Source organism: Lacihabitans sp. LS3-19 (assembly GCF_024343575.1).
Lineage (GTDB): Bacteria > Bacteroidota > Bacteroidia > Cytophagales > Spirosomataceae > Leadbetterella.
In genome coordinates this window covers 66,031-89,492 of record NZ_RJUA01000002.1, presented here as the reverse complement: position 1 = coordinate 89,492, position 23,462 = coordinate 66,031, and the positions used below count along the sequence as shown (strand labels likewise).

Annotated in this window: 20 protein-coding genes; 9 read left to right on the top strand and 11 right to left on the bottom strand. The window is 33.8% G+C overall.

What is annotated here, in order from left to right; translation table 11 throughout:
• Positions 1–116: 116 nt before the first annotated feature.
• Together EGI22_RS02795 and EGI22_RS02790 are read left to right on the top strand one after the other, a co-directional pair.
• Positions 117–3,842: a CotH kinase family protein gene (locus EGI22_RS02795; protein WP_255066219.1), complete on the top strand. Its 3,726-nt coding sequence runs from the start codon at positions 117–119 to the stop codon at positions 3,840–3,842.
• An 86-nt stretch (positions 3,843–3,928) separates the two neighbouring features.
• Positions 3,929–4,552: an RluA family pseudouridine synthase gene (locus EGI22_RS02790; RefSeq protein WP_255066214.1), complete on the top strand. Its 624-nt coding sequence runs from the start codon at positions 3,929–3,931 to the stop codon at positions 4,550–4,552.
• Positions 4,553–4,721: 169 nt separating this feature from the next.
• On the opposite strand, the gene EGI22_RS02785 is transcribed toward EGI22_RS02790, so the two are convergent.
• A complete protein-coding gene (locus EGI22_RS02785; protein ID WP_255066213.1) occupies positions 4,722–5,024 on the bottom strand; it encodes a rhodanese-like domain-containing protein in 303 nt (100 codons plus the stop codon).
• Positions 5,025–5,207: 183 nt separating this feature from the next.
• On the opposite strand from EGI22_RS02785, the gene EGI22_RS02780 reads away from it, so the two are divergent.
• Positions 5,208–6,167, top strand: coding sequence for an Omp28-related outer membrane protein (locus tag EGI22_RS02780; protein ID WP_255066211.1), 960 nt, complete (start codon positions 5,208–5,210; stop codon positions 6,165–6,167).
• 65 nt (positions 6,168–6,232) lie between these two features.
• Complete coding sequence (locus EGI22_RS02775; RefSeq protein WP_255066207.1) at positions 6,233–6,688, top strand: hypothetical protein; 456 nt, start codon at positions 6,233–6,235, stop codon at positions 6,686–6,688.
• Between the two features lie 32 nt (positions 6,689–6,720).
• Here the strand turns inward: EGI22_RS02775 and EGI22_RS02770 are convergent, their stop codons facing one another.
• From EGI22_RS02770 to ccoN, 6 genes are all read right to left on the bottom strand, one after another.
• Positions 6,721–7,428, bottom strand: coding sequence for a sulfite exporter TauE/SafE family protein (locus EGI22_RS02770; RefSeq protein ID WP_255066206.1), 708 nt, complete (start codon positions 7,426–7,428; stop codon positions 6,721–6,723).
• Between the two features lie 4 nt (positions 7,429–7,432).
• Positions 7,433–7,870, bottom strand: coding sequence for a FixH family protein (locus tag EGI22_RS02765; protein WP_255066204.1), 438 nt, complete (start codon positions 7,868–7,870; stop codon positions 7,433–7,435).
• 24 nt (positions 7,871–7,894) lie between these two features.
• A complete protein-coding gene (gene ccoG, locus EGI22_RS02760) occupies positions 7,895–9,322 on the bottom strand; it encodes a cytochrome c oxidase accessory protein CcoG (RefSeq protein ID WP_255066202.1) in 1,428 nt (475 codons plus the stop codon).
• A gap of 87 nt (positions 9,323–9,409) precedes the next feature.
• On the bottom strand, positions 9,410–10,216 hold the full coding sequence (locus EGI22_RS02755) for a cbb3-type cytochrome c oxidase N-terminal domain-containing protein (RefSeq protein WP_255066200.1): 807 nt from the start codon (positions 10,214–10,216) through the stop codon (positions 9,410–9,412).
• Positions 10,217–10,255: 39 nt separating this feature from the next.
• Positions 10,256–10,417 (bottom strand): CcoQ/FixQ family Cbb3-type cytochrome c oxidase assembly chaperone, encoded by a 162-nt coding sequence (locus EGI22_RS02750; protein WP_255066198.1) that lies wholly within the window; start codon positions 10,415–10,417, stop codon positions 10,256–10,258.
• Between the two features lie 54 nt (positions 10,418–10,471).
• Positions 10,472–12,643: a cytochrome-c oxidase, cbb3-type subunit I gene (ccoN, locus tag EGI22_RS02745; RefSeq protein WP_255066197.1), complete on the bottom strand. Its 2,172-nt coding sequence runs from the start codon at positions 12,641–12,643 to the stop codon at positions 10,472–10,474.
• A 425-nt stretch (positions 12,644–13,068) separates the two neighbouring features.
• Between ccoN and galK the strand changes: the two genes are divergently transcribed.
• The 4 genes from galK (at position 13,069) to EGI22_RS02725 (ending at position 18,655) form a co-directional block, all read left to right on the top strand.
• On the top strand, positions 13,069–14,232 hold the full coding sequence (gene galK, locus EGI22_RS02740) for a galactokinase (protein WP_255066196.1): 1,164 nt from the start codon (positions 13,069–13,071) through the stop codon (positions 14,230–14,232).
• Positions 14,233–15,858: a glycerol-3-phosphate dehydrogenase/oxidase gene (locus tag EGI22_RS02735; RefSeq protein WP_255066195.1), complete on the top strand. Its 1,626-nt coding sequence runs from the start codon at positions 14,233–14,235 to the stop codon at positions 15,856–15,858. It abuts the gene before it with no gap.
• A 24-nt stretch (positions 15,859–15,882) separates the two neighbouring features.
• The gene (locus EGI22_RS02730; protein WP_255066194.1) at positions 15,883–18,366 is read left to right on the top strand and encodes a bifunctional UDP-N-acetylmuramoyl-tripeptide:D-alanyl-D-alanine ligase/alanine racemase; all 2,484 of its coding nucleotides are present in this window, start codon (positions 15,883–15,885) and stop codon (positions 18,364–18,366) included.
• A gap of 70 nt (positions 18,367–18,436) precedes the next feature.
• Complete coding sequence (locus tag EGI22_RS02725) at positions 18,437–18,655, top strand: hypothetical protein (protein ID WP_255066190.1); 219 nt, start codon at positions 18,437–18,439, stop codon at positions 18,653–18,655.
• Between the two features lie 297 nt (positions 18,656–18,952).
• Here EGI22_RS02725 and EGI22_RS02720 read toward each other — a convergent pair whose 3' ends face one another.
• Both EGI22_RS02720 and EGI22_RS02715 read right to left on the bottom strand, forming a co-directional pair.
• Positions 18,953–19,492, bottom strand: a complete 540-nt coding sequence (locus EGI22_RS02720; RefSeq protein ID WP_255066188.1) for a hypothetical protein — start codon at positions 19,490–19,492, stop codon at positions 18,953–18,955.
• A 12-nt stretch (positions 19,493–19,504) separates the two neighbouring features.
• A complete protein-coding gene (locus EGI22_RS02715) occupies positions 19,505–20,743 on the bottom strand; it encodes a 3-phosphoshikimate 1-carboxyvinyltransferase (RefSeq protein ID WP_255066187.1) in 1,239 nt (412 codons plus the stop codon).
• A 119-nt stretch (positions 20,744–20,862) separates the two neighbouring features.
• Between EGI22_RS02715 and EGI22_RS02710 the strand changes: the two genes are divergently transcribed.
• On the top strand, positions 20,863–22,260 hold the full coding sequence (locus tag EGI22_RS02710; protein WP_255066186.1) for an L-serine ammonia-lyase: 1,398 nt from the start codon (positions 20,863–20,865) through the stop codon (positions 22,258–22,260).
• Between the two features lie 3 nt (positions 22,261–22,263).
• Here the strand turns inward: EGI22_RS02710 and EGI22_RS02705 are convergent, their stop codons facing one another.
• Complete coding sequence (locus EGI22_RS02705; protein ID WP_255066175.1) at positions 22,264–22,854, bottom strand: hypothetical protein; 591 nt, start codon at positions 22,852–22,854, stop codon at positions 22,264–22,266.
• Positions 22,851–23,462 (bottom strand): DUF502 domain-containing protein, encoded by a 612-nt coding sequence (locus tag EGI22_RS02700; protein ID WP_255066174.1) that lies wholly within the window; start codon positions 23,460–23,462, stop codon positions 22,851–22,853. Before EGI22_RS02700 ends, EGI22_RS02705 begins: the two co-directional genes overlap by 4 nt.

The following is a 23,462-nucleotide window of genomic DNA, read 5'->3' as shown; positions in this document are numbered from 1 at the left end:
TAAAAATTTAAAGTTTTTAGACTAACGAAAGAAAATACCGAATAATAAATATGGCAAAAAAATAAGAAGCTTTATTTCTACTTTTTATAACTTTGAAAGTACAAAAAATCTATTTAATGAAAATTACTTTAAAAATCAGATTATCCTTTATAATTTTTTTTTGTTTTTTTAATCAATTAACCCTTGCCGCACAAAACAAAATTCTTGAAAGTGGAAGTATATGGAAGTTCTATGATTTAGGTAGTTTAGACAATTCAAACTGGAAAGAAAACACCTATAATACAAGCATCTGGCAAGAAGGCCCAAGCGAATTAGGTTATGGTGATGGTGACGAATCGACAACTTTAGGATATGGAGGAAATCCAAATAATAAATATATCACTACATATTTTAAAAATTCATTTTATTTAAGTTCTTCAAGACAACTCAATTGTCAAATAAAAATGGATGATGGAGCTGTGGTGTATTTAAATGGTGTAGAAGTATACAGGAATGGTCTTCCATCAGGCGAAATTTTGTCATCAACTTTGGCTGTTGGTTTTATTGACGAAAATAATTGGTATTCATTTTCTATTCCGGCAAATCTAGTTGAAGCCGGCACAAATGTTTTTGCTGTCGAAATACATCAAAATTCAATCTCTAGCTCAGACATTTCCTTTGACTTAACAGTTACTGCACAAGCCCCACCACCCGTTTCAGGTATTTATATAAATGAGATAATGGCTGACAATTCTGGTACAATCTCTGACAATTCTGGCTCTTTTTCTGATTGGTTTGAAATTTTCAATAATACTAACGCTCCTTTTGACCTTTCAAATTATTATATCACTGATAGCAAATCAAATCTGACAAAATACCAGTTCCCAAATAACCCATCTGCTTTAACAATTCCTCCTTTGGGCTATAAAATAATTTGGGCAAGTGGCGAAACTTTAAATGGTCCTGATCATGTCTCGTGGTCTTTGTCAAAAAATGGAGAATTTGTTGGTTTAATTAACCCAGACGGTATAACGGTTTTAGATAGTCTAAGTTTTCCTTCCATTAAGACTGACCTTTCTTTCGGTAGGCTAAAAGAAAACATTGATTCATTAGTATATTTTTCACCGGCTAGTCCTAATTTCGAAAACCAAAATTCTAATGCATATTCAGGGTTTATTCAAAATGCCAATTTTGATATGGAGTCTGGTTTCTATCAAACGCCTTTCTCAGTCAATATTCCTTATTCTGTTCCTCATTCCACCATTTATTACACTCTAGATTGTTCAGATCCAAATCCCAATAATATTACTCCAGTAACTTATTCTGTAAAAAACCGTTACCCTCAAGACTTTGGAGAGCCTTTGTATGAATTTGAAACCAAAAGTTATAAATCATTTCTATACACATCTGCTTTAGCTGTAAATAGCAAAATCAACACTCCAAATTACTTCTCAAACTTTTCTACTCGTAACTCAAGATATCCTTTTCAGCCTGAGCAAAACATACCTAAAGCAACAGTAATTAGATCCATTACCGTAAAACCTGGATTTCTTTCGAGCGATATCCAAACCAAAACTTATTTTATCAAAGATGAAAATGCTCCCAACAACAATGTATTTACTCTTCCTGTAATTTCTCTAAATACACAAGAAAACAACCTTTTTGGGTACAATAATGGAATAATGACTCCAGGAGCTCAATTCGACAATTATTATTTACAGTTTGGTTGGAATTTTAATGTAGGTAATTATATGTCATCAGGTAATGCATGGGAAAGGTCGGGTAATTTCGAATTTTTCAAAAATAACAACATAATATATAATGAAAAAATAGACATTCGGATCCATGGAAATAGCTCAAGAGCTTTTTCGAAAAAAGGTTTCAGAGTATATTTTAATAGTAATAAAAAACTATTCCCAAATGATCCTAACAAAGAATCGAAAACGATACTAATAAAAAACCCAAGTACTTTAGATGTACCTTGTCATGACTTGTCTATGAGAGTTTTTTCAAACTTAAACATCCAAATTCAGAAAACTTATCCAGCTATCTCTTTCGTGAATGGTGAATATTGGGGAATTTATAATGTGATGGATCATATAAATGACAACTATTTGGAAAACAAATATGACCTACCAAAAGAAAACTTCGATGTATACAAGGATGGTTATTTCGAATCTGGATCAGAAAATGCTAAAAATCAACTTATTACTTTTCTAAACAATTACAATTTCTCAAACCAATCTAATTATGATTCTTTGACCGCACTTGTAGACATGGAAAATTTCACAGAAATGATGATTTCGGAAATCTATTCTAATAATACTGATTGGCCAGTTAATAATACCTTTTTGTGGAGATATCAAAAAAATGTTAATCGACTAAGCACTAAAAGTGATTTAGATGGAAGATGGAGATGGATATTAATTGATTTTGACGCCACTTTATATAGTCAAAATGATAATGCTTTATTTAGAAACATGTACAATTCTTCTGCGTTAGAGTCTTTAATTTTAAGGAAAGCACTTGAGAATAATGATTATAAAAATTCATTTATCAATAGGTTTTCAGACCTTTTAAATACTCATTTTAAATACTCTAGAACTTCGGTTATTTTAAATACTTTTAAAAATGAATATTTACCAGAATTACAAAAAGATTATGATAGATGGGAAGGCCTAACACCTTCGGTATGGTTAAATAGGGTAAATAATTTAAGTGCCTTCTTCTTAAACAGAAACGACATACAAATAAACCAATTAAAGGATCACTTTAATTTAAGCAATACGTATGAATTAAATATTATCGTTCAAGATAGCACGCAAGGATTTGTAAAAGTAAATACTATTGATATAAATTCAACAACACCAGGGATAAATGAAAACTGGCCTAATTGGACAGGTACCTATTTCAGCGAAACGCCCGTAACGATAATTGCAAAACCTAAAATTGGCTACAAATTCCTCTATTGGATATTAAATGGTCAGAATATATCTGATTCTCTATTAACTATAAATTTAAATTCAAATATAAGTTATACAGCTATTTTCGAACAAATGATAATTTCGGAAAATCCATTTCCTGTTAGTTACACATTGGCTCAATGTCCATACAAATTTAGCGAATGGCTATCAACTTCCACCTTAGGAAGCTTTCCAAATAGTATGGCTTTTTGTTATTTTAACCAACAAGATCCAACTTTAGAATCAAAAATCGAAGGTTTTACAAATGGTCTATACAATCATGGGTCAAAATCTAGAATATCAGGTTTAAATGAACTTGGAGTATCATTTATAAATACTAATAGCAGCACAGAAAACGCTGGCTATCCCAATGGAAAATTGGGAGGAGCAATTTTGGCTTTAAATACCATTGGTCTTGACACAGTAAAACTAACCTGGAAAGCTCGGACAATAACTGTCGGCTCCCGAAAATATGCTTTAAGGTTGCAATACAGAGAAGGTGATTTATTACAATTCAAAGATTTTAATCCAGTTATAGAATATTTAAGTTCAAACTTTTCTGGAGATTCGTCTACTTTTAAGGATATATTATTACCAACTGAAATTCTAAACAAACCTTATATACAATTAATTTGGAAATATTATTATACAGGAATTGGAACTACAGGCTCAAGAGACCAACTTGCTATAGACGATATAGAAGTAAAAACTATAAAAACAATTTTCTCCGATACATCTAATTATTTTCCGATAATGGAAAATTACAGTAACTATTATACTAATTCAGAAATTGGAGGAATTTCAGAATTGAAATTTGTAAACTCTGCATTGTTATTACCTGGAACCGTAATAAATAATGGTGATGTAATTTTAATAGAACAAAGAGTATGTGAAGAATAAATATTTATTTGTGAGGCTTTATTTCTAATTATTAAGTAAAATTTCAGAGATTTACTTTTAAATGATATAATAAAATTAAACTCGAATTGATAATCTTAGAAGACTCAGACCTATTAATTGTCAATAAACCTAGCGGAATAGCCTCTCAATCCGACAATGATTTTGAGAATACACTCATTGGGAAATTAAGTACCGTAAATGAGCTTTTTATAATCAACAGGTTAGACCAAAGAGTCAGCGGTTTGGTGATTATTGCTAAAAACCCAAAAGCGGCCGAAATACTGAGCACAGTAATCTCTAGCCGAAAAATAACTAAAACTTACAGAGCAATTGTTGCTCAAAAACCTAAAAATGAAATAGGTACCCTTAAAAATTTCATTTTAAAAAAAGGGACAAAAGCATTTATCTCAGAAAAAAAAACAGAGATGAGCAAAGAAGCCGTTCTGCATTATAAAGTATTAAAATCTTCCGAAAAATATCATCTTCTAGAAATAAAATTAGAAACTGGGCGATTTCATCAGATAAGAGCTCAACTTTCGTCTATTGAATCACCAATATTAGGAGATTTAAAATATGGCTACAAGAGATCTAGCCCAGATGGAAGTATATTTTTGCAATGTTGTGGTTTGCGATTTTTACATCCTATTACAAAAGAGGAATTGAATTTCGAGATTGAAATGCCCGAAGTTTGGAAAAAATATGGCTTTTAGCGATTTGATATCTCCAAAAAATTAACATAAGCGAATATTCGCAAACATTTTTTGTTTCGCAAAATTCTTGATATATTTTTACAATTCAATTGCACTTCAGCAATACTAAAATACAAAAAAAATGAGTCGTTGAATTTAAAACTCCAACGACTCATTTTGATTTCAGAACTTATGCAATTGACATCCAACTTCCTGCATCATAAACTTCTTCTATGCCATTTTTTACCAATACTCTTTTAGCATTTGAGCTTCTCATGCCTGAAGCACAGCAAACCACAACTGGTTTTTTATAGTTTTTGATTTTATTGATATTGCTTTGAATTTTATCTAAAGGAATATTCACAGCACCTTTTACGTGTCCACCAGCAAACTCACCTGGAGTTCTCACATCTACTATCACAGCACCTTTTTCAATAATTTCAGCAACATTTACTTTATTTCCACCACCAAATAAACTACTAAAGAATCCCATATTTTTATTGTTTTTTTTTACAAAATTGACTCAATATTAATAGCTTTTTTGTGAGAAATATCACTTTTGTGAATTCAAAGTACAAAAAAGCAAAATTTTAAGAAAATACACTATTACGACTCCCTTAGATAAGTATGTAAAAAATCGAATACAAAGGCATGATATTTGAACAATTCATTATTTATGAAGCATTTAAGTCTTATATTCCTAATAATAACCTTTTTTGCCTGTAAAAAAGAAACAGCAAAACCAGAGGAGCTTGTAACCAACAATGATCCAAATATAGGTTGTACTGACAAATTTGCTCTAAACTTCAAAGAATCAGCTCAAACAGAAGATTGCAGCTGTCAGTATGACTTCCAAAGTACACTTTCGAATGTTGTACCTGAATCTTTCACCCAAAAAGTTTTAATTGAAGAACATTCAGGCACATGGTGTGGTTGGTGTCCACTCTCAAAAGAGACAATAGAAAAGCTTAGTCAAAACCCAAATATTGTGGGTGTAGAGATTCATTACAATGACAAACTAACCGTTTTAGATGAAATTTTCATTCCTTTAAAAAACGTATACGGTTACCCAGCTTGGCCGTCAGGCATGATAAATCGCAAAAAATCAGTTGTAGGAACTACTACAATAATTGGTGAGCCAGACTGGAAAACCAACGCAGATGCTCTTTTATCAAAAGCTAAAACAAGTATAGGAATAGCTGTGGATGCCAAATTGGTTGGAAATGAAGTGCAAGTTTTTACCAAAACAAAATTTTTAAATGCTGAAAATGAAGGGAAATTTGGGATAGGAATATACTTGGTTGAAGACCAAGTTGAGAATTTCCCTCAGCTCAATTATTTAAGTGGAATGTCTCAATTTAAATCTTATGCAGCATACTATTTACCTGGACAAATCAATGACATAAAGCATTATAATGTAGCAAGAGGGGCCATTTCGCCCATCATAGGTGGATTCGAAATTCCAGAAAAAGCTAAAAAAGACAAAGTCATTTTTCCGAAACTATTTAAATACAACCTACCGGCCTCAGTGATTAAACCCGAAAACTGCAAAATAGTAGCTTTTGTGATGAATGAAAAAAACGAAATCCTAAATGTAAATTATTGCAACATTGGAAAGCACTCAGAATGGAATTAAAAGCACCAAAATATTGGAAAATACGCTTTTTTTTTCTTTGTTTTGTAAAAAATTAAATCTTAAAAGTGAAAAAAGTAATTCTCATCATCGTACTATTAATTCTGGCCTTAATAGGCTGGTATATAAGCACTGGCTATTTTTCGTCAGGAAAAAGAGCTGGTACAATTTCAAAACTTAGTGAAAGAGGTTATGTATTTAAAACGACCGAAGGTGTGTTAAACGAAGGAGGGTACTCTGGCGAAACAGGTACACTTACACCTAGATATTGGGATTTTTCTGCAAAAGATGACTCTGTAGTCACAAAGTTAAACCAGGCACTTTCAACGGGTGAACGTATAACTTTAGTTTATCACGAAAAATTCGTAAAATTCCCATGGAATGGTGACACCAAATATTTCATAGTTGATGTTTTATTTCTCGGTAAAAAATTAGAACCTGCTCCTCAGCAAGTTTTACCTCCACCGACTCCAACACCAATAGACACAAATGAAGTAGTAGTAAGCACTACAGAAACGATATAATAAACTTAAAGAGGAGCCAAAAGCTCCTCTTTTTATTTATGAACTCCAGTTACACATTCAGTGCTAACTTCTTGGCCAGGAGCTGTGTAAAGTGTATTTATTTTATAATCTATACCTCTAAAAATCAGCCAGACGCCGAGCAAGACATAACTAAAAGATATGATTGTTTTGAACCTCGCTCCTACCCATTGGCGTAAATGATGTGCTCCCATACTCATTGGTAACATAAGCGGAATTGTTCCCAATCCAAAAAACATCATAGTTAGTGCTGCATCAGTCCAATTTGTAGCTAAAAACGCTCCCGCTAAAGCCGCATAAACCATTCCGCACGGCAATAATCCATTTACTACACCAAAAGCAAACTGAGCAAAGAAACGCCTGGTTTTAAATAATCTAGCAAAAGCATTTTTAAGAAGATTCGAAAATTTATAAAGAAAACTTGGCGAGTAGGTTTTCCCTTTAAAAACTAAAGGAAAAAAAACATAAGATATTACCAATACCCCAAAACCAATCGAAAGTGATTTTTGACTGATAAAAAAACTAGCTTTCTCACCAAAAAAACCAGCGGTAGCTCCTAATAATGAATAGGTTACGATTCTGCCGATATTATAACTAATCCTTCCTAAAGTATATTTTAAAGTTCCATTTGCATTATTGGGCAATAGCAAAGTGAGAGGCCCACACATGCCGATGCAATGTAAACTTCCCACTAAACCCAATAAAAATGCTGTCCAGAACATAGTATTACAATTGAATCTTCTCTTCTTTGTAAAACTCCTTCTCGCTATTTTTCCATTCGACTTTCACAGTCCACAAACCGCTGGCTAAGTTTCCAGTATATATCTTTTGTTGACCGTTATAGTCAAGATTTACGGGTATTTTATAGTCCATTTTTTGGCTAGAAGGACGATAAAAAACAACAGTTCCTGTTGACCCAATAGATGCTTTGGTAAGATCAAGCGAAACGCTATCAGATTTCTCTGACACATTTATTGCTACTTTATCAGTAAGTCCATTCGAATTTTTGATTTTTTGAATGCGTGTTTCATAAGCCAATTCGTCATTGTAGTAATCATCGCTGACCAAAAAAATGTCTTTTTGCTTGATACATAGCACCACTAAAGTAACCATAAATACCACAAAGGCAGCGTATGCTATTCCAATTTTATGTCCCCAGTTCATAATTTTAATATTTATATTTTACAATCAATTAGGTCCTTGAAAATTTGTCTTCACCTCGTCTATTTGCACTTTATTTTCATAAATCTGCACTTTTATCGGTGTTTTCCTTTTTGTTATTTTATCTTTTGGAAACTCTACAAAAAACACAACTTCGGTTTTTAAACCCGGTTTAATCTGAATATTTGTATTTGGCCCAACAATTTTAATTTCCGCATCTGGCTCATTTATCCCTAGTGTCAAAGTTTTTATTTCATTAGACTTGTTCACCATCTGTGCATTATACAAATTGGTGATTTTATCTCCTTTTTCTTGATACAATTGCCCAGGCACTCGCATCAAGGTAGTTTCAACAGAAGTTCTATTTAATAAAAGTACGCCAATTACAGAAATTAAAGCAACCAAAACCATAGAATAAGCAAATGTCCTAACAGTAAACTTAAATGGAATACCTTTTTTGATTGTCTCAACTGATGCGTATCGAATCAAACCTTTCGGTTTACCCACTTTTTCCATTACTTCATCACAAACATCAATACATGCCGTACAGTTTACACACTCGAGCTGTATTCCATTTCTGATATCAATACCAGTAGGACAAACTTGTACACAAAGTCCGCAATCTACACAATCACCTTTGGGAGTTTCGGTTGGCTCTGCCTTTTTAGAAATCCTTCCTCTTGGCTCGCCTCTTACATCGTCATAAATGATGGTCATTGTGTCTTTGGTAACTAAAACACCCTGCAAACGGCCATAAGGGCAAATAGCTATACAAACTTGCTCCCTGAGTTTTGCAAAAACAAAATAGAACAAACCAGTAAAAACGACCAAACCAATAAAACCAGAAAGGTTTTCAGATGGCGGTCTTGTTATTATTTCTTTTACTTTCTCCAATCCTACCAAATAGGCCATTGTAAAATGGGCAATTACAATAGAAAAGGTAATATAAATAATGTGTTTAACTGTTTTTCGCCATGCTTTATTGAAATTCATTGGCGATTCATCGAATTTCTTTTGTGTGCGACCTTCTCCTTCTAACCAAACTTCTATTGGCCTGAATATCATTTCCATAAATACAGTCTGAGGACAAAGCCAACCACACCATATTCTGCCATAAGTAACGGTAAACAAAATAATAAAAACCACGAAAGATATCATTCCTAAACCAAAAATGATAAAGTCTTGTGGTAAAAACAATTGACCAAAAATGACGAATTTTCGTTCAAAAACATTCATCATCAACAAGGGAAGACCGTTGATCTTGATAAATGGTCCAGAAAGAAATATGATTAAAAAAGCTATAGTTGCTAATACACGTTTGTTGAAGAACGGCCCTTTTGGCATTTTTGGATATAACCAAATCCTTTTCCCTTCTTTGTCAACAGTGGCTAAAGTATTTCTGTACTCATCTTCCTCACTATCAACATATTTGTAGATATCATCTAAATTTTCCATGTCTTATATTATAATTCCAATCTTTTTGAAATCGGCTTATTTCCTGAAAAATCAAGAAATAAGCCTTTTTCGTTTTGTTAAATCAAATCATTGAGCAGCAGTCGAATCTGCTGCTACTGCCATATCACTTACCTTTTGGCCTTGTGGAGCTTTTTGGTTTTCAGGATTTGTTCCTTTAAGCGTAACTATATAATTAGAAACCTCTTGAATTTGAGCAGGTTTCAATGTTGCTTTCCACGAAATCATTCCTTTTTCAGGTACACCGTTTTTGATTACGCCAAAAATATCATTTATTGTACCTCCATGAATCCAATACTCATCAGTTAAGTTAGGTCCAACCCCACCCTCGCCATTTGCACCATGACAAGCCACACATTTTTCAACGAAAATCGTTTTACCATTTTCTAATGTTTTCGCATCAGATACCAATTGTACAGATTTTTCGTCAATACTTTCGCCCAATTTAGCTTGATAAGCTTCTACTTCTTTTTTGCCTTCGTCCATAGCAATTGTATATTCTTCTTGTTGTGAAGGACTCCAATGCCAAACGTGATAATTTAAAAGATAAACTACTGCAAAAACAATAGAACCATACAATAAACCTAACCACCAAGGCGGCAAGTGGTTATCTAATTCCCTGATCCCGTCATAGTTATGATCGAGCATCACAGTATCTTCTTTTGCAATTGGCACTGCGTTGGTTAAGCTTTTCCAAAAGCTACCTTCGTTTAATGCTTCAGCCTCGGCAGTTGTTCCGTTAGCTCCTAATTTGAGTTTTTTCAGTAGCATGAAAATATTCATTACTACGATAAACAAAATCACCGTGAAACCCAAAAGAACAATCAGCAGTATAAACTGAAAGAGTTCTTCGCCTGTTTTAAATGATAAGTCCATAATTTTTTTTATTTACAATATTGTTAAACCATTTGTTTATTAGTCCTCTTGAAGAGGAAGTTCTTCCATGTGTTTGATGTATTTCTTGTCTGCTTTGAATACTAAATAGCCTAGCAAAACAAAAAAAGAAACAAAAATCACCAAGGAAATGATGGGATAAATAGCCACATCTGAAATCGAAGCACGGGAATTCCTAATCATAATATTTTTTATTTAACACCTACAAAACCAAGGCTTTGTAAGTGTATTAACTTCTTATTTTAATGCTGTTTGATCATTTTTAATATCAGTACCAACTCGCTGTAAATAAGATATCAAAGCAATTATCTCTTTGTCTTTTCCTACCTTGATTTTTGCTTCAGCCAAATTATTCGCAATTGACTCAGCTTGCTTTTCCATATCAGCTACTGCCTCATTTTCATACCCTTCTTCATAAGGTACACCAATTGTACGCATAGCATTTATTTTGGCAGGTATATCTGTTGTATTATAGCTATCATCAAATAACCAAGGGTACGAAGGCATGATAGAACCCGGTGACATAGAAGTTGGATCTAACATGTGATTGTAGTGCCAAGAGTCAGGATATTTACCACCTTCACGGTGCAAGTCTGGACCAGTACGTTTAGAACCCCACAAGAATGGGTGATCATATACAAACTCACCTGACTTTGAATATTCACCATAACGCTCTGTCTCTGACCTGAATGGCCTAATCATCTGAGAGTGACAGTTATTACAACCTTCTCTTATATAGATATCTCTACCTTCAAGCTCAAGTGGTGTGTAAGGTTTTACACTTGCAATAGTCGGAATGTTAGACTCTATTAACCAAGTCGGCAAGAACTCAACTGCACCACCTACAAACACTGCAATAAACGCTAAAACGGTAAATACAACAGGCTTACGCTCTAATAAAGAGTGGAAAGTTCCTGCTATTTTAAGTTTTTTGTTCAAAGCCGGAGCTTCGTCGTACTCATGTGCTAAGAATTCGCCAGAACCTGCGGTTTTTAAAAGGTTATACACCATAATCAAAGTACCTGTTAGATAAAGCGAGCCTCCAAAAGCTCTCGCCATATACATTGGCAAAATCTGAGTAACTGTTTCTAAGAAGTTTGGATAAGCCAAGAAACCATCTTTTGTGAATTCTTTCCACATCAAACTTTGTGTAAATCCTGCCCAGTATAAAGGAAGAGCATAAAATATAATACCCAAAGTACCCAACCAGAAATGCATATTTGCCAATTTAACAGAGTACAAATTAGTCCTCCACATTTTAGGCACCAAATAATAAAACATACCAAATGTCATGAATCCGTTCCAACCCAATCCGCCAATGTGTACGTGAGCGATAGTCCAGTCAGTATAGTGAGAAATAGCGTTTACGTTTTTCAATGAAAGCATTGGGCCTTCAAAAGTAGACATTCCGTATGCCGTAACAGCAACTACAAAGAATTTCAAAACTGGATTTTCTCTAACTCTATCCCACGCACCTCTCAATGTCAAAAGGCCGTTAAGCATACCTCCCCACGATGGAGCTATCAACATAATAGAGAAAACTGTACCTAAGCTTTGAGCCCAATCAGGCAAAGAAGTATAAAGCAAATGGTGAGGGCCAGCCCAGATATATAAGAATATCAATGACCAAAAGTGAATAATTGACAGTTTATAAGAATAAACAGGTCTGTTGGCCGCCTTAGGTAAGAAATAATACATTAAACCTAAAATTGGTGTCGTTAAGAAAAATGCTACTGCATTGTGACCATACCACCACTGAACCAAGGCATCCTGAACACCTGCATAAATTGAATAACTTTTAAAGAATGTTACAGGAATCTCTAAAGAGTTAACGATATGCAACATAGCTATGGTAACAATCGTAGCTATATAAAACCAAATAGCCACATACATGTGACGCTCCCTTCTTTTGATAAGCGTACCAATAAAGTTTATGGCAAAAACCACCCAAACCAAAGTAATCAGAATGTCAATTGGCCACTCTAACTCGGCATACTCTTTAGAAGTTGTAAATCCTAAAGGTAATGTAATAGCTGCCGAAAGAATAACAGTTTGCCAACCCCAAAAGTGAATCCAACTTAAAATTGGACTAAACATTGGTGCTTTTAGTAACCTCTGAGTAGAATAATAAACACCAGCAAACATGCCATTTCCAACAAAGGCAAAAATGATGGCATTGGTGTGTAAAGGCCTGATCCTTCCGAAAGTAGTATATGGAAGATCCATGTTTGCAGCAGGCCAAAATAACTGCAAAGCGGCCGTAAGGCCGGCAAGCATACCTACAACACCAAAAATTACGGTAACAATAATAAAGGCTTTTACTATTTTGTTGTCGTAGTAAAAACCTTCAAGTGCACCCGCTGAATCTGAGCTGTCAGAGCTTAATAAGGGTTTAGTAAATAATCGCATAGCTGATAGTTTGATTTGTAAACTTTTTAACGGTTCAAAACTAAAAGCATAAAATCCACTAAAACATGATGTATTTATACCTAAAACATGATTTAAGTCAGGATTTTTTTGATCCCCAATTTTCTATCCACCAAAATTTTAACTTTTTGTATTATTTCAAGAAAAACCTTGCCTTTTAAAACTTTCTCTGAGAATAAAACTTATTTCTATTAAAGCTAAAAAAAAGTAAATTCATAAAGAAAAAAATTCAAGTCTGATATTTATATTAAAAAGGCGGTTCTTTTTAATCAATTTTTCAATTTAATTATGCTTTTATTAAGTTAAATCTCATATTTTTATTTTAAAAAACTCTGGGCTTTCATAAACCTTAATTGTTTTTTTGCAAAATTTGTATTTCTATTTCTATCATATTTATCTAAAGGCAATTGAACATCTTACAGAAAGTCGAAGAGAAGTATATCTCTATTTTTAATAAATCTTCTGAAATACGGGTTAAGGCTCCTGGAAGAATCAATATTTTAGGCGAGCACACAGATTATAACAATGGCTATGTGATGCCTTCTGCAATAGACAAAGGCATTTATTATTCTATCGGAAAAAGAAATGACCAGAAGCTAGAAATTTATGCTATTGACCTAAACCAACATTTTGAGGCTGAGGATATTAATAATTTAGAAATAAAAGATAAAACTTGGTCAAATCACCTGACAGGTGTGCTTTTAGAAATTGCCAAACTTGGTTTAGTTTTCCCAAATGGTTTAAATATTTGTTTTGGAGGCGATATCCCAAATGGTGCTGGTTTGTCTTCTTCCGCAGCAGTGGAAGCTGGAATAGGTTTTGGAATAAATCAGATTTTTAATTTCCAAATCTCGCTTTTAACCTTGGCCAAAATTGCCCAAGCTACTGAACATAATTATGTAGGTGTAAAATGCGGTATAATGGACATGTACGCCTCACTATTTTCAAAAAAAGGACATGTTATCAAACTAGATTGTCAAAGTCTTGAACACGAATACATCCCTGCGGACTTTGAAGATTATACTTTTGTTTTAGTAAATAGTGATGTTAAACACAACCTCGCAGACTCCGAATACAATATTCGCCGTGCCCAATGTCAAGAAGGGGTAAATGTTTTGAATCAAAAATTTGGAGGAATTAACACCTTAAGGGATGTGACTTTTGAACAATTGAAAAGCGTAAAAACTACACTTGACCCTATTGTTTTCAATAGATGTCAGTATATTTTAGAAGAAAAAGAAAGAGTAGAACAAGCATCAGATGCTCTTATTCAACAGGATTTTAAAAAACTTGGGGAAATAATGAACAAAACCCATGAAGGATTAAGTCATATGTATGAAGTGAGTTGTGAAGAGCTTGATTTTTTACAAAAAGAAGCTTGCAAAATTGAAGGCGTATTGGGTAGTAGAATGATGGGTGGAGGTTTTGGTGGATGTACACTCAATCTCCTAAAAAATTCTGAAGCTGATAATTTTAAAGAAAAAATCAGTGCGTCTTATTTTGATAAATTTAATATTACACCCGAAGTTTATACCGTACATTTGAGTCAGGGAGTACAAATAATAGCGTAAATGAATAGACAAGAAAACCTTGAACGCCTTAAATCGGAAGCTTTTGATGTATGTATAATAGGTGCTGGAGCAAGTGGCTCTGGCTTAGCTCTTGATGCCACACTACGAGGGCTAAAAGTTGCATTGATAGATAGAGGTGATTATAGTGGAGAAACTTCTTCAAAATCTACCAAACTTATACACGGTGGTGTTAGATATCTTGAACAAGCCTTCAAAAATCTAGATTTTGGCCAACTAAAACAAGTACGTCATGGTCTGGCTGAACGAAAATTTTTACTTTCAAATGGTGCTCATCTATCCAAGCCTTTGGGTATTCTTACGCCAGTTTTCAGCTATTGGGAAGGCTTATATTATACTATTGGATTGAAAATGTACGGCTGGTTTGCAAAAAACGATAAACTTCCAGCTGCTCGCTGGCTTTCAAGAAAAGAGATGTTTTTGGTTTCGCCAGACATTCATCCAAGTGCACACAGTGCGGTTATGTATTTTGATGGGCAATTGGACGATGCTCGTTACGCACTAACTTTAGCACAAACAGCACACCAGCAAGGTGTAGCAACCGCCAATTATGTTGAATTAACGGATTTCAAAAAAGACGCAGACGGTAAAATTTCAGGTGCTTTTTTGAAAAACACAATAGAAGGTGAAACATTTGAAATAAAAAGTAAGCTATTTATAAACTGTACCGGTCCATTTTCTGACCATCTTCGAATATTAGCTAATCCAGAAGATGAGAATCGAATAAAACCTTCAAAAGGAGTACATATAGTTATTCCAAAAAAATATTTTGGTGGGGAAAAAGCACTTTTGATTCCTAAAACCAAAGATGGAAGGCTAATTTTTGTAATTCCTTTCAAGTCACATATATTGATAGGCACAACTGATACGCCGTATGACAACTTGAAAGAAGAGCCAATGCTTACCAAATTCGAGATAGAATATCTATTGGAGACTGCAAATCGATACTTAAAAGCAATCCCAAAGCCTGAAGAGATTACAGCTGGATATGGCGGCATAAGACCTTTAATATCAGCCAAAAGAAAAAGTCCGAAAGACACAAAAACACTACTCCGTGACCATGAAGTTGAGATAGATGAAAAGTCGGGATTGATTAGTCTTTTAGGTGGAAAATGGACAACCTACAGATTGATGGCACAAGATACTTGTGACGCTATTTGCAGAATATTGAACAATGACAATCCTTGCAAAACGACTGATTTTAAACTGATTGGATGTCAAACAGAGTTTTCAATAAAAAAACCGGAAGACTTAAAACTAGAATCATTCAAGCATTTAAAAGGAAATTATGGTGACCAAACTGCCGTTATTTTGAAAATAATTGAAAAAGAGCCTGAATTGAAAGAGAAAATTCATATTGATTTTCCTTTTATAAAAGCTGAGGTAAAATATGTTTGTGAATACGAAATGGCCGAAAGTCTTAGAGATTTCTTTGCGAGACGCACACGTTGGGAAATCCTCAATTGGGATGCATGCTTGGCTTCACTTGATACTGTTGCGAATATAATGTCAGATACACTTGATTGGTCAGATGAGCGAAAAAACAAAGAAATAAGCGATTATAGAGCCATTTTAGAGAAATTCAAAAAATCTACTACCCAAAATTAAAATTTACAAATTCGAAAAAACATCATGCTTTTCTTTACTGAAAATATAAATACACGTGCAAAAATTCTCCTTACCGACAGCAGATTTCTATCAGATCCTGCTTCGAGTTTATTTTTTGCCATAAAGGGAGAAAGGCATAATGGGCATCAATTTATAAAGCAACTATTTGACAAAGGCATAAAAGAATTTGTTGTCGAAAAGGCTGTGTTAGACGTGGATATCGATCTCAAAAACTTCCTTTCTGACAGTGACTTAAGTGCGTATGTTGTACAAAACAGCATAAAAACCCTTCAAAATTTAGCTGCCGAAAAAAGAAGTCATTTTGATTATCCAATCATCGGAATTACGGGAAGCAACGGCAAAACTATAGTGAAGGAATGGTTGAGCTTTTTGTTGGAAAACGAATACAATATAGTAAAAAGCCCTCGAAGTTATAATTCTCAAATTGGTGTGGCACTTTCTGTTTGGGAAATGACCGAAAAGAGCGATTTAGGAATATTTGAAGCGGGTATTTCCTTGCAAAACGAAATGCAAAACCTGGAAAATATCATTCGACCTGATATCGGCATTTTTACAAATATTGGTCCTGCTCATAACGAAGGATTTAGAAGTTTAAAACAAAAAATAACAGAAAAGCTACGTCTATTTAAAAAATCAAAGGTTTTAATTTATTGCCAAGATTATAAGGAAGTTAATGAAGAATTAGTGATTTTATTAAAAGCTGTAAACCCAGAAATAAAACTAATAGGATGGTCGAGAAATAATATTGGGGAAAATTGGGTAGAAACATCGGCTGAAGAAAACGCTACTAATATTGAAATCAATTACGAAGGTGATAGTTACGATTTCGAAATTCCGTTTACAGACCATGCTTCTATTGAAAACGCCATTCATTGTGCGTATACTGGGTTGTATTTAAGATCAGAGAAAAATCTTGATTTGAAATTGTTTTTTGAGAAATTCAAATCCTTGAGACCTGTGGCTATGAGACTCGAACTCAAGCAAGGAACCAACGACAATTATATCATTGACGACACCTATAACAATGACTTTGGAGGTTTAAAAATGGCTCTTAATTTTATGAGTCAACACCACACAAAAAGAAAAAAAGTACTGATAGTCAGCGACATACTCCAATCTGGACTACAAGAAAATGATTTATTACAAAATCTTGAATTATTAATAAAATCGCAAAATATCGACTTTTTGATTGGAATTGGTCCAAAGTTTTTTGCCAACCAAAAACTTTTCTCAGAATGTTCAAAAGAGACACCATTTTTTTTCGAAAGCACCCAAGACTTTCTTACCATTTTCAATTTTGAGCATCTTCAAAACTCTCTAATTTTGGTAAAAGGTGCAAGGCCATTTGCTTTCGAAAAAATAGTAAACAAACTCGTGATGAAGGTTCACGGCACTGTTTTCGAGATAAATCTTGATGCTATTACGCACAACCTCAATTTCTATAGAGGAAAAATTGGCTCTAACACAAAAATAATGGTCATGGTAAAAGCTTTTGCCTATGGTAGTGGAAGTATGGAAGTGGCCAGTTGGTTACAATACCACAGGGTTGATTATCTCTCAGTTGCCTATACCGACGAAGGTGTAGTACTTAGGCAAAACGGTATAAAATTACCAATCATGGTTTTAAACTCTGACCCAGATGCCTATCATAAGCTTTTTGAATTCGACCTCGAGCCCGAAATTTTTAGTTTAAAAACACTTAATGAATTTTTGAATTTCAAAAACAATAATTACCCAGAAACCGAGGTAAAAATTCACTTGAAAATAGATACAGGAATGAACCGTTTAGGTTTTATTGAAAGTGATTTAGAAGAATTATTAAATATCTTAAAAACAGAAAAGAAGATAAAAATCGCATCTATTTTCAGTCATTTGGTAGGTGCCGACGAAGCAGAACACATAAGTTTTTCGAAAACACAAATTGCAAAATTTGAAAACCTTTCAAATCAAATTCTGTCTAAAATAGATGATAAGCCACTTAGACATATCTGTAATTCAGCCGGAATAGTGCGATTTCCAGAGGCCAAATATGATATGGTGAGACTTGGCATAGGCCTTTATGGCATTGAATCAGCCGGTCTAGAGCAAAATGCTTTGGAAACAGTTGGAACGCTGAAAACCACAATATCACAGATTAAAACTTTAAAAGTCGGAGATACTGTTGGATACGGAAGAAAAGGTGTAATAGAAAAAGAGTCTAAAATTGCGACTTTGGCCATTGGATATGCAGACGGCTACGACCGTGGGTTTAGTAGAGGAATTGGAAAAGTATCCGTAAACGGGATTTTGTGCCCGACTGTCGGAAATGTTTGCATGGATATGACAATGATAGATGTGACAGAAGCAAACTGTAAAGAAGGTGATCAAGTGATAGTTTTTGGTAAAAATCCTAACATCAACGAATTAGCCAAAGAAATTGGAACAATTCCTTATGAAATTTTGACCGGTGTTAGCGAAAGAGTAAAACGGGTTTTTTATCATGAATAGGGCTCTATTTATTTTTTAATCGTTTATAAAGTTTGAAAAGTTTCACTAAATTTGAATAAAAAACAACAAAATGGATTTACAAACTTCTAAAATTGAGCTAGTAAAGATAATTCTGGAAATTGAAAACCAAGACTTGATTAAAAGCCTAACATCGATTTTAATTAACAAAGAAAAAGATTTCTGGTCTGAATTAACTGAAGATGAAAAAACAGAAATCAAGCATGGAATCAATCAACTTGATTCAGGATTAAGAATTCCTTTTGAAGATTTTATTAGAAAAGTCTCCTAATGAAAGTTTTTATTTCTGAAATAGCAGAACATAAAATTCTTGATTTACTAGCTTATTTAGAAGAAATTTGAAGTCGCAAAGTAAAAGAAGATTTCTTAAAAAAACTATTTGGCAAAATAAATCAAATTTCAGAATTACCATATAGTTGTCCACAATCAAAAGAATTCAAAGGACTATTTAAATGTATAGTTACTAAACAAACCTCGTTATATTATTGAGTAAACTTCGAAATAGATGAATTGGAAATCATCACTCTTTTTGATAACCGTCAAATAAAGGGGAAATTCAAAAAGTAGGTCACTTCAACTTAAAACTACTCAAATAGGGATCAATAATAGGAAGATAATATTCGTACTTATCAGTTTCACAAGCAAAAGTCACAATGTACACTTTGGCGTTTTTTGTATAATAAAACTGTCTCCAAGTTTGTGCAAAGCCACTCTTCTCACCTTTATAGGTCAATAAATAAGCATTCGAACGCAGTTTCTTTTTTTCAATAACTTTAAAATTTTTCACAACTGATGGTAAATAAGTTATTGAATATTGAGCGTATTTATCGACAGTATAGCTCGGGCTAGGCAGTTTATTTACAGTAAAATTTATATTTTCGGTAAATCTATCATAAGAACCAAGCGTATCTCTGGGAGAAAGCAGGCTACATAAATCATTGGTACAATTGTCCTGAATCTTCCAACCATCAGGAATAGTTATTGAATAGGCTTTTTGATTAAGAATAATAGGTTCTTTAACTACTACACTGTCCTTTATGTTTTCTACCTCTTGAGCAAACAAAGTTTTCGAAAAAACAAACAACAGAACTATCAAGGCCTTTTTCATATTCATTATCAATTAATTCATTTCCTCCAAAACCACTATTTTCGCTAAATCTTCCCAATAACTCGGATAAGATTTTGCAACTACACCCGGTTCTTCAATTATTACATCTTTCAGCATTGCCAAAGGAGCAAATGCCATAGCCATTCGGTGATCGTCGTAAGTGTCAATAGTTGGCGTTGAAGTCCATTCTCCTGTTACATTTACTTCATAACGGGTATTGGCCTCCACTTCAACCAAACTCCCTCCTATTTTAGCCAATTCGTTTTGAAGAGCTTTAATCCTATCCGTTTCTTTGATTTTTAAGCTTTCTACACCCGTAAATACACCTGGAATATTTTTTGCGACTAAAACTACAGCTACAGTTTGAGCTAAATCAGGGCAATTTGTAAAATCCCATTCTAAATTTTCTTTTGCTGGTATCTTTTTTAGTAACACTCCCTCTTTCGTAAAAGTACTTTCCACGCCCAACTGATCCATGATATCCACAATTACACTATCACCTTGCAAAGAATTTTCTTTCAATCCTAAAAGTTCGATTTCCACTTTTGGATTTTCCGCCATTGCAACAATCGAATACCAATAAGATGCTCCCGACCAGTCAGATTCTATTTGATAGTTTACAGCCTTATACTTCTGATTTTTGACACTGAGACGTTTATTTTCCCAATCTTCGTCCACATTTACACCAAATGCCTCCATTTGTCTGATGGTCATTTTAATGTAAGGTATTGAGCCTATTTCGCCTGTCAAATTTATCACTAAACCATTTTCAAGCATAGGAGCTATCATCAAAAGAGCCGAAATATATTGACTACTAACATCTCCCTTTATAAAAATCTCGTTGACCAATTGATTTTTAAATCCTTTGATATTTAAGGGCGGATAGCCATCTTTGTCCTGATATTCAATCTCTGCACCTAATGTTTTTAATGCATCTACCAAAATCCCAATCGGCCTTTCACACATTCTTGCTGTGCCGGTCATGGTTTTATTTTGATTGGTTACAGCAAAATATGCCGTCAGAAATCGCATGGTTGTTCCTGCATCTAAAACATCGGCAATTTTGTCTTCTGACTTTAAAAGCCTTATCATCGTTTGGGTATCTCTGGCCGAAGAAAGATTTTCTAAAGAACCCGAAAACCCAGCTAAGGCATTAATTATCAAGGCTCTGTTACTTTCACTTTTTGAGGAGGCTAGGCTGATTCTTTCTTTAAATAAACCCGATTGTTTTTTTACTAAAATACGATGCATTAAAATACCTTTTGTTTTCTGAACCGCAAAGATAAATTAACATTTTAAAGATATTGCTTAATATTTGGTTAAAACTATGCAATTTTATGGGAACAAACTAAAAATCTAAAATCTTCGAAATGGAAATAATATCAATTTTTGATATGTTAAAGATTGGCATTGGCCCTTCAAGTTCACATACACTAGGCCCTTGGAAAGCTGCCAACAGATTTATTGAAGAATCGGAAGGTATTATAACAAGTATTATAATAGAGTTATATGGCTCTTTATCCTTAACAGGAATTGGACATGCCACAGATGTAGCTTTGGCTTTAGGATTAAGTGGTGAAATACCTGAAGAGATAAATCCTGATAGGATACCTGAGATATTAGAAGAAATCAAAAATTCGAAAACTATTTATATAGGCAAAAAGCATCATGTTCCTTTTAGCCTTGAAAAAAACATTCTTTTCTTGAAGAAAACGCTCCCTTTTCATTCAAACGGAATGAAATTTATTGCAAAAATTAATGGAGTTGAAGTTAATGAAGTATTTTATTCCATCGGAGGTGGATTTGTAATCAAAGAAAACGAAGAAGCCCAAAATATACTGGTTAAAAGCATTCCATTTCCTATTCAAAATGGTGCTGAATTATTAAACTATTGCAAAGAAAAGCAGCTCGCCATTTCGGAAATAGTATTACAAAACGAACTTTCACTTCATTCTTCTGAATTTATAGAAATTCAATTAGAAAAAATTTGGGACACAATGGCTCAATGCTTATTCAATGGATGCATGACGAGCGGTGTATTGCCAGGTGGTTTGAATGTTAAAAGAAGAGCAAATGATTTTTATTTAAGTTTAAATGGTCCGCAGAATTGCAAAAATACACTTGAATGGCTTAAGAAATTAAGAAAAACCAAAGTCCAATTCAGGCAGATTCTCAAGTGGGTAAGTTGTTTTGCTATTGGTGTAAATGAGGTAAATGCCTCACTAGGAAAAGTGGTAACCGCTCCCACCAATGGCAGTTCTGGAGTTATTCCTGCAGTTCTAATGTATTATTTAATGATCGAAAATCACAATGCAGGATTTCCCGAGATTAAAAAATTTTTGATGGTTGCGGGTGAAATTGGGAGTATATTTAAAAAAGGTTCAACAATTTCGGCTGCCATGGGCGGTTGTCAGGCTGAAATAGGTGTATCTTCAGCAATGGCGGCAGCGGCACTTTGTGAATTATTAGGAGGAAGCCCTGAGCAGGTTTTGGTAGCTGCCGAAATAGCGATGGAGCATCATTTAGGCTTAACTTGTGACCCAATAAATGGCCTAGTTCAAATTCCTTGTATCGAGAGAAATTCAATGGGAGCCATAAAGGCCATAACAGCCGCTGAGATTGCTTTAGGCACTGATCCAAAAGACACTAAAGTTCCTTTGGACAAAGTAATAGCTACTATGTGGCAAACAGCCAAAGACATGAATACAAAATACAAGGAAACATCAAAAGGGGGATTGGCTATTGCAGTAAATTCTATTGATTGTTAAAATTTATAAACTCTTAAAAATCTTTAATTGCTTATTATCATTCAATTTAATGCCATTAAAAAACTTGGAACGGTTATTTAACAAAATTACGCCTGCTTGGATAGCAGGAATCATTATGAGTGCTTGTGTATTCTGCCAAGGTAATTTATTAAAATATATCCAATCATACCCAAGAGGTAGCAATGCGGCTAAACTCCCTACCCCCAATCCCCAGCGAATGCCCTTATAAACTTCCCTTCGGTAAACTTTCGAAATGTTTTTAATAGGAATAATATGCGTTTCAAGCTTTCTTTCAATGGTATTGTAAAATAAAACCGTTATGGTACTATCTCCAATTTCGTTTATTTCTTCTTGAAAAAACTGCCCTTCTTTGGTCTTGAAAGCCAACAATTGCCCTTCATAATATCTTCTCCTTTTGCCACTCCGATAATTATTCAAAACCAAATAATTAGATTTCCTGCGGATACTTCTAAATTGCTCAGGGTTATTTTTTTCTAACAATTCTTCAATTTCTAAAGCTTGTTTTTGATGTGGTTCCTGGGCAAAAACAGAAAATGTTAATGCTAAAAAGAAAAATGTAATAATTGTTTTCATTGCTGTGTATCTGATATAGAAACGCCTCCAGAAACGATGATTTTCATCACTTCTGCACTCGAAATATTTAAAATTTGAACTTGTTCTTTAGGCACAATAAACATTTCACCAGAAAAAGCATAACTGTGTGGGCAATATACTGAAACCATGTCTGGCAAATTAAAAACATTTAACTCTTCCTGCGTCAAAAAGCCTAACTTTTTAATATTTGATTCCTTATTTATAGTCACTAAAACCCCAGTTGTAAATTTCTTTTTATCTCCAACAAAAGCCGAAATCAAGTCTTTAAAAGCAGTATAAAAAATCTTAACTATTGGCAAATGTTTTATGCCATTTTCAAGCCAATTTTGAATGGTTTGTGGTAAAAGTCTCGTAAAAACAAAACCTATAAGTGCCGTACCAAAAAGAACTATCAAAAAGCCTAAACCAGGGATAAATATTTTTTGGTTGGGCTGATCCCAAGTGAAATTAATTCTCACCAATCCATCTACAAAATCAAATGCACTATACAGAATCAAAATAGTAAATCCCAACGGAGCCACAAATAACAAACCTCGGATAAAATAACCGAAGAATTTGTTAATAAGTCTACCTAATCTATCTTCCAT